At 50.7% G+C, this 22300-nt stretch carries 19 protein-coding genes; 13 read left to right on the top strand and 6 right to left on the bottom strand.

The genetic code is table 11. The annotated features are described in order from the left end of the window. Nucleotides 1–505 precede the first annotated feature (505 nt). Nucleotides 506–2101, bottom strand: coding sequence for a peptide chain release factor 3 (locus tag F552_RS0101575; RefSeq protein WP_018149959.1), 1596 nt, complete (start codon nucleotides 2099–2101; stop codon nucleotides 506–508). Nucleotides 2102–2226: 125 nt separating this feature from the next. Here F552_RS0101575 and F552_RS0101570 point away from each other — a divergent pair, with 125 nt between their 5' ends. The 7 genes from F552_RS0101570 to F552_RS0101540 all read left to right on the top strand — a co-directional run bounded on the left by F552_RS0101570 (nucleotide 2227) and on the right by F552_RS0101540 (nucleotide 8732). Next, nucleotides 2227–2781: a thermonuclease family protein gene (locus F552_RS0101570; protein WP_018149958.1), complete on the top strand. Its 555-nt coding sequence runs from the start codon at nucleotides 2227–2229 to the stop codon at nucleotides 2779–2781. 256 nt (nucleotides 2782–3037) lie between these two features. Then, nucleotides 3038–3361: a flagellar hook-basal body complex protein FliE gene (fliE, locus tag F552_RS0101565; RefSeq protein WP_026182290.1), complete on the top strand. Its 324-nt coding sequence runs from the start codon at nucleotides 3038–3040 to the stop codon at nucleotides 3359–3361. 24 nt (nucleotides 3362–3385) lie between these two features. After that, nucleotides 3386–5104 (top strand): flagellar basal-body MS-ring/collar protein FliF, encoded by a 1719-nt coding sequence (fliF, locus tag F552_RS0101560; protein WP_018149956.1) that lies wholly within the window; start codon nucleotides 3386–3388, stop codon nucleotides 5102–5104. Continuing rightward, nucleotides 5104–6102: a flagellar motor switch protein FliG gene (gene fliG / locus F552_RS0101555; protein WP_018149955.1), complete on the top strand. Its 999-nt coding sequence runs from the start codon at nucleotides 5104–5106 to the stop codon at nucleotides 6100–6102. Before fliF ends, fliG begins: the two co-directional genes overlap by 1 nt. Next, nucleotides 6092–6763, top strand: a complete 672-nt coding sequence (locus tag F552_RS18175) for a flagellar assembly protein FliH (RefSeq protein WP_156802190.1) — start codon at nucleotides 6092–6094, stop codon at nucleotides 6761–6763. Before fliG ends, F552_RS18175 begins: the two co-directional genes overlap by 11 nt. A gap of 7 nt (nucleotides 6764–6770) precedes the next feature. After that, entirely contained in the window at nucleotides 6771–8174 is a 1404-nt protein-coding gene (gene fliI / locus F552_RS0101545; protein WP_018149953.1) for a flagellar protein export ATPase FliI, read from the top strand. Nucleotides 8175–8285: 111 nt separating this feature from the next. Next, the gene (locus F552_RS0101540; protein WP_018149952.1) at nucleotides 8286–8732 is read left to right on the top strand and encodes a c-type cytochrome; all 447 of its coding nucleotides are present in this window, start codon (nucleotides 8286–8288) and stop codon (nucleotides 8730–8732) included. A 104-nt stretch (nucleotides 8733–8836) separates the two neighbouring features. On the opposite strand, the gene serS is transcribed toward F552_RS0101540, so the two are convergent. The 4 genes from serS to F552_RS0101520 form a co-directional block, all read right to left on the bottom strand. After that, the gene (serS, locus tag F552_RS0101535) at nucleotides 8837–10114 is read right to left on the bottom strand and encodes a serine--tRNA ligase (protein ID WP_026182289.1); all 1278 of its coding nucleotides are present in this window, start codon (nucleotides 10112–10114) and stop codon (nucleotides 8837–8839) included. 60 nt (nucleotides 10115–10174) lie between these two features. Then, entirely contained in the window at nucleotides 10175–11500 is a 1326-nt protein-coding gene (locus F552_RS0101530) for a replication-associated recombination protein A (RefSeq protein WP_026182288.1), read from the bottom strand. A 7-nt stretch (nucleotides 11501–11507) separates the two neighbouring features. Continuing rightward, nucleotides 11508–12143, bottom strand: a complete 636-nt coding sequence (gene lolA, locus F552_RS0101525) for an outer membrane lipoprotein periplasmic chaperone LolA (protein ID WP_018149949.1) — start codon at nucleotides 12141–12143, stop codon at nucleotides 11508–11510. Between the two features lie 224 nt (nucleotides 12144–12367). Next, nucleotides 12368–13039 (bottom strand): OmpA family protein, encoded by a 672-nt coding sequence (locus F552_RS0101520; protein ID WP_018149948.1) that lies wholly within the window; start codon nucleotides 13037–13039, stop codon nucleotides 12368–12370. Nucleotides 13040–13453: 414 nt separating this feature from the next. Between F552_RS0101520 and gyrA the strand changes: the two genes are divergently transcribed. The 3 genes from gyrA (at nucleotide 13454) to pheA (ending at nucleotide 18279) form a co-directional block, all read left to right on the top strand. Continuing rightward, the gene (gene gyrA, locus F552_RS0101515) at nucleotides 13454–16039 is read left to right on the top strand and encodes a DNA gyrase subunit A (protein ID WP_026182286.1); all 2586 of its coding nucleotides are present in this window, start codon (nucleotides 13454–13456) and stop codon (nucleotides 16037–16039) included. A gap of 63 nt (nucleotides 16040–16102) precedes the next feature. Beyond that, nucleotides 16103–17185: a 3-phosphoserine/phosphohydroxythreonine transaminase gene (gene serC / locus F552_RS0101510; protein WP_026182285.1), complete on the top strand. Its 1083-nt coding sequence runs from the start codon at nucleotides 16103–16105 to the stop codon at nucleotides 17183–17185. 23 nt (nucleotides 17186–17208) lie between these two features. Next, nucleotides 17209–18279, top strand: coding sequence for a prephenate dehydratase (pheA, locus tag F552_RS0101505; protein WP_018149945.1), 1071 nt, complete (start codon nucleotides 17209–17211; stop codon nucleotides 18277–18279). 68 nt (nucleotides 18280–18347) lie between these two features. Here the strand turns inward: pheA and cysK are convergent, their stop codons facing one another. Further along, nucleotides 18348–19280 (bottom strand): cysteine synthase A, encoded by a 933-nt coding sequence (gene cysK / locus F552_RS0101500; RefSeq protein WP_018149944.1) that lies wholly within the window; start codon nucleotides 19278–19280, stop codon nucleotides 18348–18350. A gap of 258 nt (nucleotides 19281–19538) precedes the next feature. Here cysK and aroC point away from each other — a divergent pair, with 258 nt between their 5' ends. The 3 genes from aroC to F552_RS19865 all read left to right on the top strand — a co-directional run bounded on the left by aroC (nucleotide 19539) and on the right by F552_RS19865 (nucleotide 22225). Then, on the top strand, nucleotides 19539–20642 hold the full coding sequence (gene aroC, locus F552_RS0101495) for a chorismate synthase (protein WP_018149943.1): 1104 nt from the start codon (nucleotides 19539–19541) through the stop codon (nucleotides 20640–20642). Between the two features lie 17 nt (nucleotides 20643–20659). After that, a complete protein-coding gene (gene fliJ / locus F552_RS0101490) occupies nucleotides 20660–21106 on the top strand; it encodes a flagellar export protein FliJ (RefSeq protein ID WP_018149942.1) in 447 nt (148 codons plus the stop codon). Between the two features lie 63 nt (nucleotides 21107–21169). Continuing rightward, nucleotides 21170–22225, top strand: coding sequence for a flagellar hook-length control protein FliK (locus F552_RS19865; RefSeq protein ID WP_083917396.1), 1056 nt, complete (start codon nucleotides 21170–21172; stop codon nucleotides 22223–22225). The last annotated feature ends 75 nt before the right edge of the window (nucleotides 22226–22300 follow it).

The following is a 22300-nucleotide window of genomic DNA, read 5'->3' as shown; positions in this document are numbered from 1 at the left end:
TTGCTGACCAGATTCCCCGCCATAGACATGTACACGCCTTTTGGGATGCAACCGGTTAATCACAGACTACTCTTTGTAAGGGTAAGTCGCATTTCTTGTTTTTGTGACGCGTATTATCCATACTCTTTTAGCTTACGTAAAGTGTAGTTTTAATACATAGTTTGAAAGCGAAATAAACATTCACTTTTGAGATTTCCTAACAATATTGCAATGCAACACGTGTATTTACGCCTTTTATAGGCTCATTTCATTTTTTTCTGCGCCAGAATTTTTTGGTAGTAAAAATACTTTTTTATGCCGAAAGATTTACTTAGCCTACAAAATTTTTTTGTGAGATGTTGTAAAAATTTGCAAAACGAATGGCTGCAATGAGTATAGAAGGTGTCTGCCGGTTTTGCTAAGTAATAGAAATGGGGGGGGCGGGCAGATCGGTCGACAAGGGAAAATAAAAATGCCCTGCAAAATGATGCAGGGCATTAGGTAGGGCGTCTGACTAGGGTGAGGGTTACAGCTGCGCTGCGTGTTCTCTGGTGGCGTGGAACACAACATCTGGCCAGCGCTCTTGCGTCAGCTGCAGGTTGACACGGCTGGTTGCCAGGAATGCCAGATTCCCGCCAGCGTCAATGGCCAGTTGGTGCAGCAATGCTTTTTCAAATTCGGCTTTTTGCTTCGGATCTTTAAAACTGACCCAGCGTGCGGTTGCCGTACTGGTAGACTCAAAGACCGCATCAACCCCGTATTCATTGGCTAGCCGGCTGGCCACCACTTCAAACTGAAGGACGCCAACTGCACCCAATACGAGATCGGCGCCGTTGATGGGTTTGAAAACCTGAACGGCACCTTCTTCACCTAGCTGTTGTAGGCCTTTTTGCAACTGCTTGATTTTCAGCGGGTTTTTTATTCGTGCGCTCTTGAAGAGTTCTGGTGCAAAAAACGGAATGCCGGTAAACGCAAGGCTTTCACCCTCGGTGAAGGTGTCGCCAATCTGCATGTTGCCATGGTTCGGGATCCCGATAATGTCACCCGCAAATGCTTCTTCTACCTGTTCACGCTCATGAGCCATGAAGGTGACCACGCTGTTTGCCGAAATGTCGCGATTCAAGCGCAGATGCTTCATTTTCATGCCACGTTCGAACTTGCCTGAACAGACGCGCACAAACGCAATCCGGTCACGGTGTTTCGGGTCCATGTTGGCCTGAATCTTGAACACAAAACCAGAGAACTTTTCTTCAGTCGGTTCTACATCACGCTTGGTGGCATGACGGGAGGCCGGGGCAGGGGCCCATTCCACCAATGCGTTCAGGATTTCGCGCACACCAAAGTTATTAATGGCAGAGCCGAAGAAAACCGGTGTCTGTTTGCCAGCCAAAAACGCTTCCAGTTCAAATGGATGAGAGGCGCCCTGAACCAGTTCGATTTCATTGCGAAGCTGCTGGATTTCCAGCGGAAACAGTTCATCCAGTCGAGGGTTGTTGATGCCTTCAATCACTTCATCAACCAGCTGCTGCGCACTGTCCTGGCCGGCATCAAACAATAGAATCTGGTCCTTCAGGATGTTGTAAACACCACGGAAGGTTTTGCCCATGCCAATTGGCCAGGTAATCGGCGCACACTGGATTTTCAGCACATTTTCGACTTCATCCAGTAGCTCAAGCGAATCCCTGACCTCACGGTCATACTTGTTCATGAAGGTCACGATCGGGGTGTCACGCAAACGGCAGACCTCCAGCAGCTTGATCGTTTGTTCTTCCACACCTTTGGCTGCATCAATCACCATCAGGGCAGAGTCAACCGCCGTCAGCACCCGGTAGGTATCTTCAGAGAAGTCCTGGTGCCCCGGGGTATCCAGCAGGTTGATGATGTGCTCGCGGTAGTCAAACTGCATGACGGACGAGGCAACCGAAATGCCGCGCTGCTTTTCGATCTCCATCCAGTCACTGGTAGCATGCCGGCCGGACTTTTTGCCTTTAACGGTACCTGCCAACTGGATGGCACCAGAAAACAGCAATAACTTTTCAGTCAATGTGGTTTTACCGGCATCCGGGTGTGAAATAATGGCAAAAGTGCGCCTGCGCGCAACTTCCTGGGCGATGATGCTCATGACAACAACCTAATGAATATGAAATGGGCGTCAAAAATGCTTGACGCAAAAGAGTGGATTGTACCGTTAGCATCCCTGTGAAGCTACTTCCATTTGCAAAATTGAACGATAGGGTAACGTAATAGATGGCACGCAGTCTGGTTTCAAAACGCATGATCAAACAGGTTGTTCTCCTGCTGGTGGCATTGGTGAGCGCAGCATTCGGCTGGCAGCAGCATAAGACAGGTAGCAGCACCAGTTATATGGCAAGGGTAGTTGGGGTGTCAGATGGCGACACCATTACGGTACTGGACGATCAGCAGCAAAGTCGCAAGATACGGTTTGCATTTATTGATGCGCCAGAAAAGAAGCAGGCATATGGCATGCGGGCAAAGCAGGCCTTGTCAGATCTGGTGTATCTGCAGTCCGTCAAAGTCGACGTGCAGGATACTGACCGATATGGGCGAACAGTTGCTCAAATATGGCTAACACCAGAGGGAGGGGCAGCAACTGACATAAACCTGGCCCAAGTGAAAGCCGGGTTTGCCTGGCACTATATACAATATGCCCGTAAAGGCCAGACTACAGATGCTTTTGATGCTTATCAGGCGGCCGAACGCTATGCGCGTGATAACCGGCTGGGTTTATGGCAGGACGCTTCGCCTGTCGAGCCATGGTTGTTTCGGCGTACGGCAAAGTGATACCAAGTTGTCAGCACAGCTCCTGAAGAGCCGTATGTAATGGATCAGAATGATGCTCGCCCCTTAAAAAAGCCGAATAAATGATGAAATGCGTGCGTTTTGACCATGCTAGGGGCTATGAGAATGGCAAAGCTATGTCATAATAAAGGGTGATACAGGTCTGGTTGGTTGCAGGCTTGGTTTAAGGGTTGGTAGTCAGGCCGGATTGCTTGTGCAATTCGGTATGATGCCTGGTTTTGATGAATGGGAGGCAATCATGAACGTCAATGGAGTTCAGCAGTTACTGTCTGAAATGAAGTCCATGTCTGATGCTGCGCAAGGTGTCAGCAGTGTTGCAGGCGTTTCGGATACTCCACAGCAGGGCTTTGCCAGCCTGCTTCAAAATGCCCTTAACCAAGTGAACACAACACAGCAACAGTCAGAAGCATCCCAGCAGGCATTTGCCACCGGTGAACCGAATGTCGACTTGCAAGACGTGATGGTCTCCATGCAAAAGGCCAGTCTGTCTTTCCAGTCCATGGTTCAGGTGCGCAATAAGCTGGTGACTGCGTATCAAGAAGTCATGAACATGCAGGTCTAACCTTCAGGATAGCCTCAAGAATTCATGGCGCAAGCATTTCCTCAAACGCTCTCTGCGATTACCGCCCGCTTCGGGCAACTGCCCAATCCACGTAAAATTGGTGTGATGGTTGCGATTGCGGCCGCCTTGGCCTTGTTGATCGGTCTTCTTTTGTGGAGCCAGAAACCCGGTCAAAAGGTATTGTTTGCCAATTTGTCTGACAAAGACAGTGGCGCCGTCATTGCTTCTTTGCAGCAGATGAATGTCCCGTACACCATTGACTCCGGAAATGTCATCAAAGTACCGGAAGATCTTGTTTACGATACCCGGCTGAAGCTGGCGACCCAGGGGCTACCGAAAAGCGGTCCGGCAGGTTTTGAATTACTGGATAACCAGCGGCTGGGGGTTAGCCAGTTTGCGGAGCAGGTATCCTATCAAAGGGCGATTGAAGGTGAGTTAGCCCGTTCAATTGAATCCATTGATGCTGTTGATACTGCGCGTGTGCATTTGGCGTTTCCAAAAAGTACAGTGTTTGTCCGTGAACAGCAAAAACCCTCGGCTTCTATTTTGCTGAACCTGCGCGGTGGCAGAATTCTGGATGACGCCCAGATTGCGGGTATCATGCATCTTGTGGCAAGCAGTGTGCCGGATTTGCCGGTTCAGAATGTCACCATTGTTGACCAAAAAGGTAATCTTCTGTCAGCGGATGCCAATAGTTCTGGCAAAAATCCGGGGCTGGATGCCAAGCAGCTGGAATATGTTCATCAGGTAGAGCTGAGTTACACCAAACGGATTGAGGATATTCTTTCCGCGGTATGGGGCAAAGACAATATCAAGGCACAGGTTACCGCACAGCTGGATTTTGCCCAGACTGAGCAAACATCAGAGAGTTTCAAACCCAATCCAACACCTGCTGAGGCTACTGTACGCAGTCAGCAAACGGTAGAAACCTTGGGTGATGGCGCCAGCGGCCCGTCCGGTGTGCCCGGGGCGCTATCTAATCAGCCGCCTGGCGCTGCAACCGCTCCGCTGGTAGCCCAGAATCCCCCTGGCAGCACCACACCAGGCACGACCGCAGCGACCAACACAAATACGCGGCATCGTGAAAATACCATCAACTACGAAGTGGACAAAACGGTTAGCCATACCTTGCTGCCAACTGGTGTCGTTAAGCGCCTCTCTGTTGCGGTGGTCGTCAATTACAAACAGAAGGTGGCAAATGGCAAAGCATCCTTTGTGCCACTGAGTAAAGAAGAATTGGGCCAGGCAGAGAATCTGGTGCGGGAAGCCATGGGGTTTAATAACCAGCGTGGCGATACACTCAATCTTGTCAACGCCCAGTTTGCAGATTCACAAGTACAGATACCGCCATCCATGGTGGACAAACTAACCAATGTTGCTGCTACCAATTGGCTGGACATCGTGCGTTATCTGGTTGTCGGCTTATTGGCAATTTATCTGTTCTTTGGGGTGCTACGTCCGATCATGCGTGATCTGACCGGCAATGGTCGTCGTCTGGAGCCTCAGCTGGCTTCTGCAGGCGGCCCAGGCATGGGAGCATCTCATGATGGACATGAGGCAAACCAGGGAAGTACAGAGTTGACGTCTCATGAAGAGCTAGAAAAGCAAAAGCAGGAAGATGACGCCAGGCTTGCTGTCTATACGGATAACCTGGCTGCAGTCAAGGCACTGGCTAAAGACGATCCTCGAGTAGTCGCTACCATTATCCGTGAATGGATGCTGAAAGAGGAGACGACACAGTAATGAGTGATGAAGGCATTCGGAAAAGTGCGATCCTGCTGATGTCTCTGGGCGAAGAAGAGGCAGCTGAAGTTTTCAAGTATCTCGGGCCCAAAGAAGTACAAAAGCTCGGTTTTGCCATGGCAGCCATGGAAGGTGTCACACGTGAAGAGGTTGATGGCATCTTGCAGGACTTCCGTACCGCCACCATGAACAGGGCCAACCTGGGGGCTGCTGACGAATACATTCGCTCTGTATTGACTCGCGCCTTGGGGACCGATAAGGCAGCCAACCTGCTGGATCGTATCTTGCAAGGCGGGGACAATAATGGCATCGAGAGTCTGAAATGGATGGATTCCTCGTCTGTTGCCGAACTGATCAAGAACGAGCATCCGCAGATTATTGCCACGATTCTTGTGCATCTGGAGCAGGACCAATCCAGTGAAGTGCTTTCCTGTTTTACAGAGCGCCTCCGGAACGATGTCATTCTACGGATTGCGACCCTGGAAGGGGTGCAACCATCCGCGTTGCGCGATTTGAACGAAGTCTTGACGCAATTGCTGTCAGGTTCTGACAAAATCAAGAAAAGCGCTTTGGGTGGTATCAAAACAGCTGCTGAAATCCTTAACTTTATGGGTGCAGTGGTTGAAACCTCTGCGATTCAGGCCATTCGGGAATACGACCCAGAATTGGCACAAAAAATTCAGGACAAGATGTTTGTCTTTGAAAATGTCATTGATATTGATGACCGGGGTATTCAGCTATTGCTGCGTGAAGTGCAATCTGACTCCTTGGTGTTGGCACTTAAAGGGACTAGCCAGGCCTTGCGTGACAAGATTTTCAAGAACATGTCACAGCGTGCTGCTGAAATGCTGAAAGATGACTTTGAGTCTAAAGGACCTGTGCGTTTGTCAGAAGTTGAAGCCGAACAAAAAGAGATTCTGAAAATTGTTCGGCGTTTGGCTGATGAAGGCCAGATCGTGCTAGGCGGTAAAGGCGGGGACGAAGGTCTTGTCGAATAGAATCATTCCTGCAGAAGAGTTAACTCAGTATCAGCGCTGGGAAATGTCTTCTATTTTAGATGATAAAAAGCCACGTGCATCCACAGTGGCTCCTGTGGAAGAAACGACTGAAGTTTCTGAGGTCTTGGCTGAAGAGGTTGTAGTAGAACCCGCTTTGCCAATGCCGACGGCCGAAGAAATCGAGGCTATTCACAAAGCAGCGTTTGAAGATGGCTATGCCGCAGGTATGGCCGAAGCTGCGGATGAAATAGCAAGGCGTATTCGGAGCCTGGATGATTTGATTCAGAATCTAGATCAACATGTCACTGAGACAGAGCTTTCTTTGGCTGAGGATCTCGTGTCATTGGCTGTTCGCCTTGCGGAACAAATTGTCCGCCAAACCTTGGCGGATCAGCCTGCTAAATTAATACCTCTGATTCAAGAGGTGATTGCTTCGTCTCCCTATCTTGGGACTCAACCTCGCTTGCTGTTGAATCCGGAAGACCTTTCTTTGCTGCGTGATACGCTACAACTCGAGTTGTCTGGTAATCAGTCATGGCAACTGGTTGCAGACCCGAAACTGCAACGCGGGGATTGCAGACTTTCTGCTGCAGAGGGTGAAGTTGACGCAACCCTGGCGACTCGCTGGCAACGTGTTTTGGCCGCTCTTGGCCAAGCCTGAGGGGCTCATGCCATTCACATCGCAGAATTTTCAGAATTATCTTCAGGATGCCGCAAAAGCCATTTCTGATGTCACGCCATGGTTGTCATCTGGTCGGCTGGTCAAAGCCTCAGGCCTCGTTCTGGAAACCTCTGGCCTGAGATTGCCTGTCGGTTCAAGTTGTCTGGTGGATGCTGGCGACGTTAAGGTCGAGGCTGAGGTTGTCGGCTTTTCCGGAGACCGTTTGTTTCTGATGCCCTTGTCTGATGCCTATGGCCTGGAGGCTGGCGCCAAGGTGGTGCCGGTGGAAGCGTTAGGCCAGCACACGCCCACACTTGGCAAAGTCTATCACCGTCTTTCCTCAGGAGAAGACAAAGGTCGTCAAGTCCCGGTAGGTGAAGGGTTACTTGGTCGCGTACTGGATGGTATCGGTAATCCACTGGATGGCAAAGGCCGGCTGGATATTGAACGCCTGGTGCCACTATCCAGCAAACCATTTAACCCGATGGAACGGGCGCCGGTCCGGCAAGTGCTGGATGTCGGGGTACGGGCCATAAATGCCATGCTGACCGTGGGACAGGGCCAGCGGCTGGGTTTGTTCGCCGGTTCTGGTGTTGGCAAGAGTGTGTTGCTGGGTATGATGGCGCGTTATACCGAGGCAGATCGGGTCGTGGTTGGTCTGATCGGTGAGCGGGGTCGAGAGGTCAAGGATTTTATCGAAAACATTCTTGGCGAGGCAGGTCTTGAGAGGTCTGTGGTAGTGGCTGCACCGGCGGATGCTCCGCCTCTGCTACGCCTCCATGGTGCCAATTACGCGACCCGTCTTGCCGAGTATTTTCGTGATCAGGGTCACAATGTATTGCTGATCATGGATTCCCTGACCCGTTACGCCATGGCACAACGCGAGATTGCCCTTGCGATTGGTGAACCGCCTGCGACCAAGGGCTATCCTCCCTCCGTATTTGCCAAGCTGCCAAGACTGGTTGAGCGGGCAGGGAACGGTGCGCCAGGCTCAGGTTCCATCACGGCATTTTACACGGTGCTGTCTGAGGGGGATGACCAGCAGGATCCGATTGCGGATAGTGCCCGGGCGATTCTGGACGGTCACTTTGTATTGACGCGGCAATTGGCAGATCAGGGCCATTACCCCGCCATTGATATTGAACAATCGATCAGTCGGGTGATGACCGACATTATTACGCCCGATGAACTGCAGCAGGTGCGTCAGTTCAAGTATTTGTATTCCCGTTATCAAAGAAACCGTGATCTGATCAATGTGGGTGCCTATGCCCGTGGCGCGGACCCGATTCTTGATCGGGCAATGAATCTGATTCCTGCGATGGAGGCCTTCCTTCGGCAGGATATTCACGAAAAAGAATCTTATCTGTCGTCCAGATCGCATCTGGGTGCGTTATACCAGCAGATGCTGTAAGGATGTGCTGGTAACTACCTGACGCAAGCTGTCAATCGCCATCTTTTTTCGCATCATGAAAAGCATTGTGCTTGCCTTTATAGATTGAACAGATGGGATAACCGGGGTTTTATGCGTAAATTCAATAGCGTACTGATGTTGCTGGTGATAGTGGGTCTGGCAGGCTGTTCCTCAGAGAATCCGGATTCCCCTGTGGCTAAGCGCAAGCATGTATTTAAAGCCATGCTGGCCTCCAAAGAGGTACTCTACAAAATGGCATCCGGTCAAAAGCCTTATGACCCTAAAATAGCGACCGAACAAGCGAAGTTGCTGGTTTCCTTGTCGACGAAACCCTGGCCATGGTTTGCGGCTGAAACACAAGCAACGGGCAAGACCTCTGCAAAAGACAATGTCTGGTCACAGAAGGCGTTGTTTCAGGAGAAAATCACCCGTTTTGAGCAAGAGGCGCAGGCACTGGCCGCTGTCGCCGGCACTACAGATTTTAATACTTATAAAATGGCGTATCGCCGGCTGGAAGACAGTTGCGCAAGCTGCCACAAAACGTTTCGTGACTTCTGATTGCCCTGCTGACCAGATTGGTGATGGTCACTACCCGATGATTCGCTATCTCTAAAAGAAAATGCCGGCAATTGCCGGCATTTTCAATGGGACGGAAGGCTTTGTCAGGCCGTCAGCACTTCAATACCACCCATATATGGGCGCAGCACTTCCGGTACTGTCACGCTACCATCAGCGTTCTGATAATTTTCAAGTACCGCTACCAGCGTACGTCCTACCGCTAATCCTGAACCGTTCAATGTATGCACCAGTTCATTCTTGCCAGCTTCGTTTTTGAAGCGCGCCTGCATCCGTCGTGCCTGGAAAGCTTCGCAATTCGATACACTGGAAATTTCACGATAGGTATTCTGGGCTGGCAGCCAGACTTCCAGATCATACGTTTTTGTCGCACCGAACCCCATGTCGCCGGTACATAGCGTGATGACACGGTAAGGCAGTCCCAGCTTTTTCAGAATGGCTTCTGCATGGCCAACCATTTCTTCCAGTGCATCGTAAGATTTTTCCGGATGCACAATTTGTACCATCTCGACCTTGTCAAACTGATGCTGTCTGATCATGCCACGAGTATCCCGTCCATAAGAGCCAGCCTCGGAACGGAAGCAAGGGGTATGGGCGGTCAATTTCATGGGTAAATCTTCCGGTTTCAGAATCTCGCCACGAATGGTATTCGTCAGTGTGACTTCCGATGTCGGGATCAAGTACAGTGCTTCGGCGTCATGTCTTGGCAGTTTGAAGAGATCCTCTTCAAACTTGGGTAGTTGTCCGGTACCAGTCAGGGTGGCGGCATTTACCAGGTAGGGGGTATAGCATTCTGTATAGCCATGTTCATCTGTTTGGGTGTTGAGCATGAACTGGGCAAGCGCTCGGTGCAGGCGGGCAATCTGGCCACGCATCAATGTGAAACGCGTACCAGCCAGCTTGGTGCCTGTTTCAAAATCCAGTCCCAGTGGCAAACCGATGTCCACATGGTCCTTGACTTCAAATTCAAAGGTCTTTGGCGTACCAATACGACGCACTTCAACATTACCGCTTTCATCCTTGCCAACCGGTACGGATTCGTGCGGCAGGTTTGGAATGGTCTGCAGCAGTGCCTGCATCTCATCCTGAATGACGCTCAGGCGAGTTTCAGCTGCCTTGAGTTCATCTCCCAATGAGGCAACCTGAGCCATAATGGCGGAGACATCTTCCCCTTTGCCTTTGGCAATACCAATCTGTTTGGAAGAGGTATTACGCTGGGCTTGCAATTCCTGTGTGCGTGTCTGAACGGTTTTACGCTCGTCTTCCAGTTGACGGAAAGTTTCTGTATCAAATACGAACCCTCTGGTGGCCAGTCGAGCCACAACTGCATCCAGTTCGTTTCTTAGTAGTTGAATATCTAGCATGGGAGTGATGTCTAAATTGAGTTGAAATGCATTGATCAAGCAAAAGTTCGGCCTGACACACTATTTGTGTCTATTGTCCATTTTTTGGCGAGCTTCGTCATCCAGAGAACGCAAAAAACGCAGTTTTTCGCCAATTTTTCCTTCCAGACCGCGTTCGGTGGGCTGATACCACCCCGGATTCATCATGCCATCCGGCAAGTAGGTTTCGCCCGCTGCATAGGCATAGGGTTCGTCATGCGCGTAGCGGTACTCATGACCATAGCCTAATTCTTTCATGAGCTTGGTGGGGGCATTACGCAAGTGTACGGGGACTTCCCGGGATTTATCCTGTTTGATGAATGCCATCGCCTGATTAAAAGCCATATAGCCGGCATTGCTTTTGGCTGCACAGGCAAGGTAAATCACCGCTTGCGCCAGTGCCAGCTCACCCTCTGGTGATCCCAGTCTTTCAAAGGTGGCCGCCGCATCGTTGGCTACCTGCATGGCACGAGGGTCAGCAAGGCCAATGTCTTCCCAAGCCATCCTGACGATGCGTCGAGAAAGATATTTGGGGTCTGCCCCCCCATCCAGCATTCGGCAAAACCAATATAGCGCGCCATCGGGATTGGAGCCGCGTACGGACTTATGCAAGGCAGAAATCTGGTCATAAAAATTATCGCCACCTTTGTCAAAGCGGCGCGCATTCAGGCTCATGGCATTTGTGACAAACTCTGCATCAATGAGCTCACGCTTTGCTGATCGGGCAGCTGTTTGGGCTTGTTCAATCAGGTTTAGAAACCGTCTTGCATCGCCATCGGCATAGCCAATCAGGGTGTCTTCTGCTTCCTGGGAGAACGTGATGCCTTGCAGCACTTTACGCTGTGCCCGTTTGAGCAGTTGGCGAATTTCTGCTTCAGTCAGTGACTTCAGCACATAAACCTGTGCTCTCGACAACAGGGCCGAATTCACCTCAAAGCTTGGATTTTCAGTCGTGGCGCCAATGAATGTGACCAAGCCAGATTCTACAAACGGGAGTAGGGCGTCTTGTTGGGATTTATTAAACCGGTGAATCTCGTCAACAAAGAGAATGGTTTGCTTGCCGCTTCTGTCCAGGAATTGCTGCGCACGATCCATTGCTTCACGAATGTCTTTTACGCCCGATAGCACAGCGGAAAGTGCAATAAATTCACAGTCGAATGCCTTTGCCGTCAAACGCGCCAGCGTGGTTTTTCCAACCCCGGGTGGACCCCACAAAATCATGGAGTGAGGTTTGCCAGATTCAAAGGCTAATCGTAATGGCTTACCCTCGCCTAGCAGGTGGCTTTGCCCAATCACATCAGATAACGTCTGTGGCCTGAGTGCTTCGGCAAGTGGCGGGGTTGGTTGTTGCGAGAATAAATCACTCACGACCGCGTTATTCCTTGTCTTTGATAATGTCTATGCCATCAGGCGGTACAAAATTAAATCGCACGGGGTCCAGTTTGATATTCTTCTGGATATTGCTAAAGTCGATTGTTGTAACCTGCCCGAATTGATCTTGCAAGATCATTCGTTTCAACAGATTACCCTCTAACCCCAGTGTAATCTGTTCGAATGAACCCTCTTTCTGTTTGGGGGTTGCGCTTACCCAATCCAGGCCATCTTTGGTGCCTGCATTTTTTAGTACAAAACCTTTTTCTAGCTCGTTAGATCCGGCGAGTAATGCCGCTGGTGTATCACCGAGCGCCTTTCCGAGATTACGCTCGGTTACCTGTTCCAGGTCTGAATCATAAACCCAGACTTTCTTCGCATCACTGACAATCAGTTGTTGATAGGGTTTTACATATTCCCAGCGGAATTTGCCTGGACGCAATAATTCCAGGCTACCAGTTGAGGATTGTTTTTTTTGCTTACCCTGTACCAGTTGGCTAAAGCTGGCAGATACGGTCTGGGTATTGCCAAGAAAACTTTTTAACTGTGAGAGTCCATCCGCAATCACCGGTTGAGAGATTGCACACATTGTACCGATGAAGGCATAAAGCAGTTTTTTTGAAACCATGTGAAAGGGCATATCTGTCTCAGGTCATAAACGAATAAATAAGACTCGCGCACGCTGTAAAAATTCAATGGCACGGGCAGAACCGCCATATGCAGGCACGTGTTACTTCTGGCCGCCGCCGCAAGAAGTATAGGGTTGGTTTTATACAAACAAGCTACTACAAGCGCTTATGGATATACAAGTAAAAAGCCCCGCATTTGCGGGGCTTTTGCGAAACCAATCAAGTTAATTCAAACTTATTTGACTTCACGTTGTACAGCGATTTCAACCTGAACACGACGGTCTGGTTGCAGGCAAGCAGACAATGCTGCGCCTTTTTTGCCTTTGCAATCTTCTGGCTTGGTCACTGGCTCAGATTCGCCTTTGCCTTCAGCCTGAATGCGATCAGCAGCAACACCTTTAGATACCAAGTAGTCTTTCACTGCATTTGCACGGTTTTCAGACAGGGTCTGGTTGTGCTTGTCGCTACCGCGGAAGTCAGCATGGCCAGTCAACAGAATCAGTTCAACTTGTGGGAACTGTTGCATTTTGCTAACCAGTTCATCCAGAGAAGCTTTGCCTTCTGATTTTACAACGTATTTGTCTGTGTCGAACAGGGCTTCAGCAGACAGCATGATTTTTTCGAATGCTGGTTTGGCCGGGCCACTTGGCTCTGCTGGTTTTTCAGCAACAGGTGCTGGTTCGTCTTTCTTAGGCGCTGGACCACCGCAACCCCAGATTTCTTTGGCTGGAGTCCATTCGCCGGTTCTCCAGCACTCGTCGTAGGCATTGCGTACTACTTTGCCACGCTGGTCGATCAGGTAAGCGTCGCCTGAGTATGGGTCGCTATCATGTGCCATGCTGCTAACAGAGGCGCCAAATGAAATCGCGGCAGAAATAATCGCAATACTGAGTTTTGTCTTATTCATGGAAAGAACTCCCGTTTTTGTTAAAAACATGGTGAATAGTACCCGGCTGCGTTGTTTATTTGCAATCGTTGCACGCAGTAAAGTCTTGCACCTTGAAACCTTATAATTTTAATTATGCTTGCAGCAACTTGCGACACTTACACGCTTGACTATTCACTGGAAAAAACAATAGCCATAGAAGCGATCAGCATACTTAAAGAATCTATGATCTTGATTGTAGCCTAAAAGTTCATGATAAATGCGAATTTATTGATCGGATATCAGTGTTTGTGTGCGTTTTAAGACAATTCTTTACAATCCCGTTGGCATTTTGTTTTCAGCTCGGGGGCAAATGACGGCGAAGCTAGAGCCAAGAGGGGTTGGCGTGGTACACTTCCATGGTTATTCCTCTAAGAAATAGCCAATACCACATCTATGGAACAATTCGCTAAAGAAACAATACCCGTCAGTCTTGAAGAGGAAATGCGCAAGTCCTATCTGGATTACGCCATGAGCGTAATCGTTGGACGTGCGCTGCCTGATGTTCGTGATGGTTTGAAGCCGGTACACCGCCGTGTCCTGTTTGCGATGCACGAGTTGTCGAATGACTGGAACCGTGCCTACAAGAAGTCTGCCCGTATCGTGGGTGATGTGATCGGTAAATATCACCCGCATGGTGATACCGCTGTGTATGACACAATCGTTCGTATGGCTCAGGACTTCTCTCTGCGTTACATGCTGGTGGACGGGCAGGGTAACTTTGGTTCTGTGGATGGGGACAATGCAGCCGCGATGCGATATACGGAAATCCGTATGTCGCGTATTGCCCATGAGCTGCTGCAGGATATCGAAAAAGAAACCGTCAATTACGGTCCTAACTATGATGGCTCGCTAGACGAACCACTCATTCTGCCTACCCGGATTCCCAATCTGCTGATCAACGGCTCGTCCGGTATTGCTGTGGGTATGGCTACCAATATTCCGCCGCATAACCTGAACGAAGTTGTCGACGCATGTCTGGCTTTGCTGGCAGACCCGGAGCTGACGATTGATCAGCTGATCGATATTGTCCCGGCACCGGACTTCCCGACCGCCGGGATCATCTATGGCATTACCGGTGTCCGTGAAGGCTACCGTACCGGCCGAGGTCGGGTCGTGATGCGCGCGCGCTGCCATGTGGAAGACCTTGAAAAAGGCAACAAGCAGGCCATTATTGTTGATGAGTTGCCGTACCAGGTTAACAAGCGTACGTTGCTGGAAAAAATTGCCGAGTTGGTGAATGAGAAACGCCTGGAAGGCATTTCCCACATCCAGGATGAGTCCGATAAGGACGGCATGCGGGTAGTGATTGAGCTAAAACGTGGCGAAAACGCAGATGTTGTGCTGAACAATCTCTACAAGATGACCCAGCTGCAGGACACTTTCGGGATGAACATGGTTGCACTGGTCGATGGCCAGCCACGCCTGTTGAACCTGAAGCAGATGCTGGAATGCTTCTTGCGGCATCGTCGCGAAGTTGTCACTCGTCGTACCATTTTCGAATTGCGCAAAGCGCGTGAGCGTGGCCATGTGCTGGAAGGCCTGGCAGTCGCGTTGTCGAATGTGGATGAAGTGATTGCGCTGATCAAAGCGGCAGCAACGCCTGCCATCGCCAAACAAGGGTTGATGGACCGCGTCTGGAAATCAGCACTTGTCGAAGAAATGCTGGCGCGCTCTGTTGGTGATGGCACCCGTCCGGATGGCGTATCCGCCGAGTTCGGTTTCTCTCCAAACGGTTATCGTCTGACCGATGTTCAGGCTCAGGCGATTCTGGATCTGCGCCTGCAACGTTTGACCGGTCTTGAGCAAGACAAGATTCTCAGTGAATACCGGGAAATTCTGGAAAAAATTGCAGACTTGCTGGATATCCTGGCTCGCCCTGAGCGCGTCACGGCCATCATCACGGAAGAGTTGGCCGCCGTCAAAGCCCAGTATGGCGATGCTCGTCGTTCGGAAATTGTCATCAATGCCCAAGACCTGAGCATGGAAGACCTGATTGCACCGCAAGACATGGTGGTGACGCTGTCACATGGTGGTTACATCAAGGCGCAACCGCTGGAAGATTATCGCGCACAAAAACGTGGCGGACGTGGCAAGCAGGCGACCGCCATGAAGGATGATGACTTTATTGATCGTCTGTTTGTGGCCAATACCCATGACTACATCTTGTGCTTCTCTGATGCTGGCCGTGTTTATTGGCTGAAAGTATATGAACTGCCTCAAGGTACCCGCAATTCTCGCGGCAAACCGATGGTGGGCCTGATGCCATTGGCAGAAGGTGAAAAAATCTCTGCCGTACTGCCGGTCAAAGAATTCTCTGAGGATCAATACATCTTCATGGCAACCGCTTTGGGTACCGTGAAGAAAACCCCGTTGTCTGATTTCAGTAACCCGCGTAAAGCCGGGATTATTGCCGTGACCCTGGACGAGGGGGATCATCTGATCGGTGTTGCCATTACCGATGGCAAACATGACGTGATGTTGTTCTCCGACTCGGGCAAGGCAGTTCGCTTTGATGAGAACGATGTACGAGCCATGGGGCGTGGTGCTCGCGGTGTGCGTGGTATGAGCCTTGAAGCAGATCAAAAGGTCATGGCGTTGCTGGTTGCCGAAGGCGAGTCATTGTCTGTGCTGACTGCTACTGAAAACGGCTATGGCAAGCGTACTTCCATTACTGAATATACGCGCCACGGCCGCGGCACCAAGGGCATGATTGCGATTCAGACCAGTGAACGTAACGGCAAGGTCGTTGCCGCTGCACTGGTGCAGGAAACGGATGAAATCATGCTGATCACGACCGGTGGTGTGCTGATCCGGACGCGTGTGGCTGAAATTCGTGAGATGGGTCGTGCAACGCAAGGTGTGACCTTGATCAATCTGGATGAAGGTGAAGTCTTGACTGGTCTGGCAAAAGTCATCGAAACCGATGGCGAGGATTTGCCAGGTGACGAGGACGCATCCGCAGAAGTGGTAGCCGACTAATCGGGTAAGTGCCCCTGATCATTCGGGGGTACGTTATATGTATTTATCTACTGGTATAGAAGCATGACGATATTTAACTTCTCTGCAGGTCCGGCCGTTCTCCCTAAGCCGGTATTGGAACAAGCTCAGGCAGAATTGCTGGATTGGCATGGCTCCGGAATGAGCGTGATGGAAATGAGTCACCGCGGTCCGGAGTTTCAATCCATCATTGATGAGGCATTGGCGGATCTGCGTGAGTTGATGAATATTCCTGCCAATTATCAGATTCTGTTTTTGCAGGGTGGCGCACAAGGCCAGTTTTCAGCGGTGCCATTAAACCTGATTGGCAAAACCGGCAAAGCCGATTATGTCAATACTGGGCATTGGTCTACATTGGCCATGAAAGAGGCTGCTCGCTACGGCACCGTGAATGAGGTTTGCTCTAGTGCCGACAGCCGGTTTGACCACATTCCTGCCTTTGCAGAATGGAAGCTCACTCCTGATGCATCCTATGTGCATTACACCCCGAACGAGACGGTTGGCGGGCTTGAGTTTCAGTGGGTGCCAGAGGTGGGTAATGTCCCTCTGGTAGCTGACATGTCTTCCAATATCCTGTCGCGCGAAATTGACGTGTCAAAATTCGGCCTGATTTATGCGGGGGCCCAAAAGAATATCGGCCCAAGCGGTTTGACCCTGGTCATCGTGCGTGACGATCTGATTGGTCACGCTTTGCCTGTCACCCCAGTGACCTATGACTACAAGAAGTATGCTGACGCGGGCTCCATGTACAACACGCCATCCACCTACGGTATTTACCTGGCAGGGCTGGTGTTCAAATGGCTGAAGCAGAATGGCGGGATTGCTGCCATGGAACAGCAGAATATTGCCAAGTCCAATTTGCTTTACCACTATCTGGATGATTGTGGTGGCTTCTACTATAGCCCGATTGCCAGTGCAGATCGTTCACGGATGAATGTGGTGTTTCGTCTGAAAGACGAGGCTTTGGATGCGGCTTTTCTGAAAGAGTCCAAAGCAGCTGGCCTGCTGCAGCTGAAAGGTCATAAAATTGCTGGGGGTATGCGTGCATCAATTTACAATGCCATGCCTGTTGAAGGCGTGCAGGCCTTGCTGTCTTTTATGAAAGACTTTGCTAAGCGTAACGGTTAACCAGAGACGGGCTGGAGAGTTTCATGTCTGATGATTTGCTAAAACAACACCGGGATGCCATTGATGCACTGGATATGAAAGTGCTGCAATGTCTGAACGAGCGTGCAGAACATGCGCGCAAGATCGGAGAAATCAAGGGCGGTGGCATTATCTACCGTCCCGAGCGTGAGGCACAGGTTTTGCGCCGGATCAAGGAGGTCAACCCGGGACCATTGTCTGGCGAAACCGTTGCCCGTTTGTTCCGTGAAATCATGTCTGCTTGCCTGTCACTGGAAAAACCTTTGACGATTGCCCATCTGGGGCCAAGCGGGACATTTAGCGAATCGGCCAGTGTGAAACATTTTGGCCATGCTGCCAAACTGCAGCCTTGCGTTTCCATTGATGAGGTTTTCCGTACGGCAGAGTCTGGTGAAGTGGACTATGCCGTCGTACCGGTTGAGAATTCGACGGAAGGCGCAGTTGGGCGGACGCTGGATTTGCTTACCCAGACACCATTGCAGATTTGTGGTGAGGTAGTGCTGCGTATTCACCAGCATTTGCTTCGTCAAACGCCATCTCTGGAAGGTATCGAGAAGGTATATTCGCATGCCCAGTCTTTGGGGCAGTGCCATGAGTGGCTGAATACGCATTTACCGGATGTAGAGCGTGTATCGGTCGCCAGCAATGCGGAGGCTGCTCGCCTGGCTGCCGCGGATGCCCGTTTTGCCGCCATTGCAGGGGATGCCGCCGCCGAGAAGTTCAGCTTGACGCCATTGGCCAGCAATATCGAAGACGAACCCAACAACACGACACGTTTTCTGGTCCTTGGCCCGCATGACGCAGCAGCCAGTGGTCGTGACAAGACCTCACTGGTGATGTCTGCCAAGAATCAGCCTGGTGCGGTACATCAGTTACTGGCACCTTTGGCAGAGCGTGGCGTGTCTATGACCAAGTTCGAGTCACGCCCATCCAAGATGGGGCTGTGGGAGTATGTGTTCTTCGTGGATGTTGAAGGGCACCGTACGGATGAAAAAGTCATTGATGCGATTGAGGCGCTAAGGGAAAAGGCCGCATTTGTAAAAGTGCTGGGTGCGTATCCCGTTGCAGTGATCTGATCTAAGGCAGTATGCAAAAAGCCCATGTCACTATGTGACATGGGCTTTTTGCATTTGTGACTACGTTTTTAGTTACCTAGGTGCTCATACAGCGCGGTACTTAAATAACGCTCCCCAAAGGATGGAATGATGGCAACGATCAGTTTGCCTGCATTTTCTGGGCGTTTTGCAAGTTCCAGCGCTGCCCATGTTGCTGCACCACTGGAAATGCCAACGAGCAAGCCCTCTTGCGTTGCCATATTGCGGGCTGTCGCAAAGGCATCTTCGTTCTTGACCTTGATAACGGCATCGTAGATTTCAGTATTCAGGTTCTCTGGGATGAAACCGGCACCGATGCCCTGAATCGGGTGCGGTCCTTTGGTGCCACCAGACAGTACAGGAGAAGCCTCTGGCTCAACGGCGTAAACCTGTAGCCCGGGTTTACGGGCTTTCAGTACTTCACCAATACCGGTCACGGTGCCGCCTGTGCCCACGCCTGCCACGACAATATCTACTTGTCCATCGGTATCGCGCCAGATTTCTTCTGCCGTGGTTTTACGGTGAATGTCAGGGTTGGCCGGGTTGGCAAACTGCTGCAGCATCAGATAACGGCTGTCGTTGGCAGCCAGGTCTTCCGCCTTCTTGATTGCACCACCCATGCCTTCTGCAGCGGGTGTCAAGATCAGTTCTGCACCATAGGCGCGCAGTAACATGCGGCGTTCCTTGCTCATGCTTTCAGGCATGGTCAGTACGCATTTGTAACCGCGTGCAGCGCAGACCATGGCAATGGCAATGCCCGTGTTGCCGGATGTTGGTTCGACAATGATGGTGTCCGGCTTGATTTTTCCTGCCGCTTCGGCGGCATCTATCATGGAGGCACCAATACGGTCTTTCACACTGTGGGCGGGATTAAAAAATTCCAGCTTGGCAACAACGGTGGCGCCGTTGCCGCTATTGAGGCGATTGATACGGACCAGCGGTGTATTGCCAATAAGATCCGTCACGGAAGAAGCAATTTTCATGGTATAGCCTATCGGTTTAATGCCCGGCAAGCCGGGAGATATAAACAATGAACGGGATGTTCGCTAATCGCAATCAGATTAGATCAATAAAGCAAAAGTTTAAAGACCTTGTGGTTATATGTTTATAGCATCAGGTGATGCAATATAGCATGCTTGATGGTGTATTTGTTCGACGAAGAGAATGAGCTTTTTAAAGCCATGAATAGGAGTTATGTTAGAATCAGCTATCGTACAAATCCTGATTTAAGGCTGATTCGCATGTCTGGCAATACGTTTGGTCTCTTGTTTACAGTAACGTCTTTTGGTGAAAGTCATGGCCCTGGTATCGGCTGTGTGGTGGATGGTTGTCCTCCAGGATTAGAGATTACGGAAGCGGACATTCAATTGGAGCTGGACCGTCGCAAACCTGGTACTTCCCGGCACGTGACGCAACGCAAAGAGCCGGATGCCGTCGAAATTCTCTCTGGCGTTTTTGAAGGCAAAACGACCGGGGCTCCGATTGCACTGTTAATCCGGAATACCGACCAGCGCAGTCAAGACTACTCCAAAATCATGGATACGTTTCGTCCGGGACATGCGGATTATTCCTGGTGGCACAAATACGGTATTCGTGACTATCGGGGTGGCGGGCGTTCCAGTGCCAGAGAAACCGCGGTACGTGTAGCCGCTGGAGCGATTGCCAAAAAATGGCTGAAAGAGCATTTCGGAATTCAGATTCGTGGTTATATGAGTCAGCTTGGCGAGGTCGATATCCCGTTCGTGTCATGGGACTTTGTACAACAGAATCCGTTTTTTGCTCCTAATGAAGCCATCGTGCCGCAACTTGAGTCCTACATGGACGAGATTCGCGCCGCACGGGATTCGATTGGTGCAAGAATTGAAGTGGTCGCAGAAGGTGTGCCTGTCGGTTGGGGGGAGCCAGTATTTGACCGCCTGGATGCTGATATTGCCTATGCCATGATGGGCATTAATGCCGTTAAGGGCGTTGAAATTGGGGCAGGTTTTAAATCCATTGCTCAACGTGGTTCTGAACACTGCGATGAACTGACGCCAGAAGGCTTTGCCTCCAATCATGCGGGTGGTGTACTGGGTGGTGTCTCAACAGGGCAGGATGTTACGGTCAGTATTGCTATCAAACCGACATCCAGCATCCCGCAAGACCGTCATTCCATCAATAAACAAGGTGAATCTGTATTGATGCAGACAACCGGGCGTCATGATCCGTGCGTGGGTATTCGTGCGACACCGATCGCGGAAGCCATGCTGGCACTGGTCCTGATTGATCACGCATTGCGCCACCGTGGCCAGAATGCGGATGTTCGCGTTTCAACGCCGCGTATCGCAGCACGTCGTAGCCGCTAATTGACTGTTAAATTATCATGAGCCGCTTTCCTTTTTCTCGCCTGCTGGATATGGCAAAGGACGATGAAGAAAAAGCGGCTCGCGCCATGCAGGAGGCGCGGCAAAGGCTGACGCAAAGTGAGCAACAATTGGCCATGCTGCAACAATACAGACAAGACTATCAAGACCGGCTGCACAATACCCAGCAGCAGGGCATGAGCGTCAATCAATGGCGGGATTATCAATTGTTCATGTCCAAGCTGGATGTGGCAATTGAACAGCAGCAAAACGATATTGCCCGTTGCCAGCAACTGGTCACGGCATCACAACAAGCCTGGATGCAAAAGCGTCAAAAGGTCCAGGCTTTTGACACCTTGCAAGTCCGTCATCAGCAAGCAGAACTCAAGAAAGAGTCCAAGCAGGAGCAAAAGCTGATAGACGAGTTTGCAGGACGTGTTTCTCATCACAAAATCCCGAAAGAATAGTTCCGACCGGCTTCTGGCACGAAATCTGCTTATTACATTGCAGAATTGCCACGGGAGTCCTCCATGTTTGTCATTACTGCTACGCACGTTAACCTTAAAGCGCCTGCTCCAGCGGCAAATGCTGCTAGCGCAGCGTCAAGCCAGACTGCTTCAGGTTTCTCTCAGTTGCTAAAAGGTGCGCTGCCTAAAGGGGCAGATGACCAATCATTATCCCAGTTTCTGAATGCTGCCGGTCTTTTAGGTGGGGCAAAGGCAGACGCGATGATCAAGTTAAAGGTCACGACGGATTCTGCGGCCACGAAAGACGATCAGGCGCTTAATGCCGATGCCAGCTTTCAGCAATTGGCTGCGGCTCTGCTGGCATCCATGCATCTAACGCCACAAGCGACAGTACCGGCTGACGAGACGACATCAGGTACTGACACACCACCGGCACTGGATGTGACCACCGCAGTGCCGGCAAATGATGCCGCTGTATTGGCTTCGGCGGCAGATGTTGCCGATCAGGACGGCACCGGCGCTGCCGGTGATGATCCTGCTGCGAATGATGAAAGTTTCCGTACCCAGCTCATGTTCCATATGCATGAGAAGATGATTGATACGCCCAACCAGCCAGAAGCTCAGAAGATCATGGTCAATGCCAAGGTCTCTTATCATGATTCTGTCGATGTACCGGTTCATGAAAAGGGCTGGGCAGATGCCATGTCTCAACGGGTGGTGCTCATGGCCGGCAAGGATATCCAGAATGCAGAGCTTCAGCTCAATCCGCCTAATCTCGGACCTGTTTCTGTCAAATTGAACATTCAAAACCAGGAAGCATCCATCAGTTTTACATCGCCACATATTGCAGTCCGTGAGGCTATCCAGTCTGCCGCACCAAGACTCATTGAAATGTTTGCTGGTAGTGGCCTTTCATTAACCAATGTGAATGTAGGGTCGGACCGCCAGCAGGCATCGCAGCAACAGGAAAAGTCCAACGGTCGCAAAGTGGGTATTGTGGCTGGCATGGGAGCTAATGGACGGGTTACAGAAGGCATTGGTGCCAGTGACGTGTCTAATGTTGTGGTGGCTCGACATGGCAAGTCATTGGATGGTCTGGCTGTAGATACTTTTGTGTAACAGATTGCACAATCCACTCGGGATGCGCATTTTTTTCAATCTGAAGCTGGCGATTGACGTTTTTTCCCCTGTTTT

Source organism: Leeia oryzae DSM 17879 (assembly GCF_000376945.1).
GTDB classification, from domain to species: domain Bacteria; phylum Pseudomonadota; class Gammaproteobacteria; order Burkholderiales; family Leeiaceae; genus Leeia; species Leeia oryzae.
Note: the sequence above shows the minus strand (reverse complement) of the source record. Positions and strands in the feature narration are given on the sequence as shown.

Excerpts from the sequence above, each read along its gene's own strand:
- fliI (WP_018149953.1), top strand. The coding sequence starts at position 6,771 with ATGCCATTCACATCGCAGAATTTTCAGAATTATCTTCAGGATGCCGCA.
- fliF (WP_018149956.1), top strand. The coding sequence starts at position 3,386 with ATGGCGCAAGCATTTCCTCAAACGCTCTCTGCGATTACCGCCCGCTTC.
- cysK (WP_018149944.1), bottom strand. The coding sequence starts at position 19,280 with ATGAAAATTGCTTCTTCCGTGACGGATCTTATTGGCAATACACCGCTG.
- aroC (WP_018149943.1), top strand. The coding sequence starts at position 19,539 with ATGTCTGGCAATACGTTTGGTCTCTTGTTTACAGTAACGTCTTTTGGT.
- pheA (WP_018149945.1), top strand. The coding sequence starts at position 17,209 with ATGTCTGATGATTTGCTAAAACAACACCGGGATGCCATTGATGCACTG.
- lolA (WP_018149949.1), bottom strand. The coding sequence starts at position 12,143 with ATGCCCTTTCACATGGTTTCAAAAAAACTGCTTTATGCCTTCATCGGT.
- serC (WP_026182285.1), top strand. The coding sequence starts at position 16,103 with ATGACGATATTTAACTTCTCTGCAGGTCCGGCCGTTCTCCCTAAGCCG.
- fliE (WP_026182290.1), top strand. The coding sequence starts at position 3,038 with ATGAACGTCAATGGAGTTCAGCAGTTACTGTCTGAAATGAAGTCCATG.
- gyrA (WP_026182286.1), top strand. The coding sequence starts at position 13,454 with ATGGAACAATTCGCTAAAGAAACAATACCCGTCAGTCTTGAAGAGGAA.
- F552_RS0101520 (WP_018149948.1), bottom strand. The coding sequence starts at position 13,039 with ATGAATAAGACAAAACTCAGTATTGCGATTATTTCTGCCGCGATTTCA.
- F552_RS0101570 (WP_018149958.1), top strand. The coding sequence starts at position 2,227 with ATGGCACGCAGTCTGGTTTCAAAACGCATGATCAAACAGGTTGTTCTC.
- F552_RS0101540 (WP_018149952.1), top strand. The coding sequence starts at position 8,286 with ATGCGTAAATTCAATAGCGTACTGATGTTGCTGGTGATAGTGGGTCTG.
- F552_RS0101575 (WP_018149959.1), bottom strand. The coding sequence starts at position 2,101 with ATGAGCATCATCGCCCAGGAAGTTGCGCGCAGGCGCACTTTTGCCATT.
- fliJ (WP_018149942.1), top strand. The coding sequence starts at position 20,660 with ATGAGCCGCTTTCCTTTTTCTCGCCTGCTGGATATGGCAAAGGACGAT.
- F552_RS19865 (WP_083917396.1), top strand. The coding sequence starts at position 21,170 with ATGTTTGTCATTACTGCTACGCACGTTAACCTTAAAGCGCCTGCTCCA.
- serS (WP_026182289.1), bottom strand. The coding sequence starts at position 10,114 with ATGCTAGATATTCAACTACTAAGAAACGAACTGGATGCAGTTGTGGCT.
- fliG (WP_018149955.1), top strand. The coding sequence starts at position 5,104 with ATGAGTGATGAAGGCATTCGGAAAAGTGCGATCCTGCTGATGTCTCTG.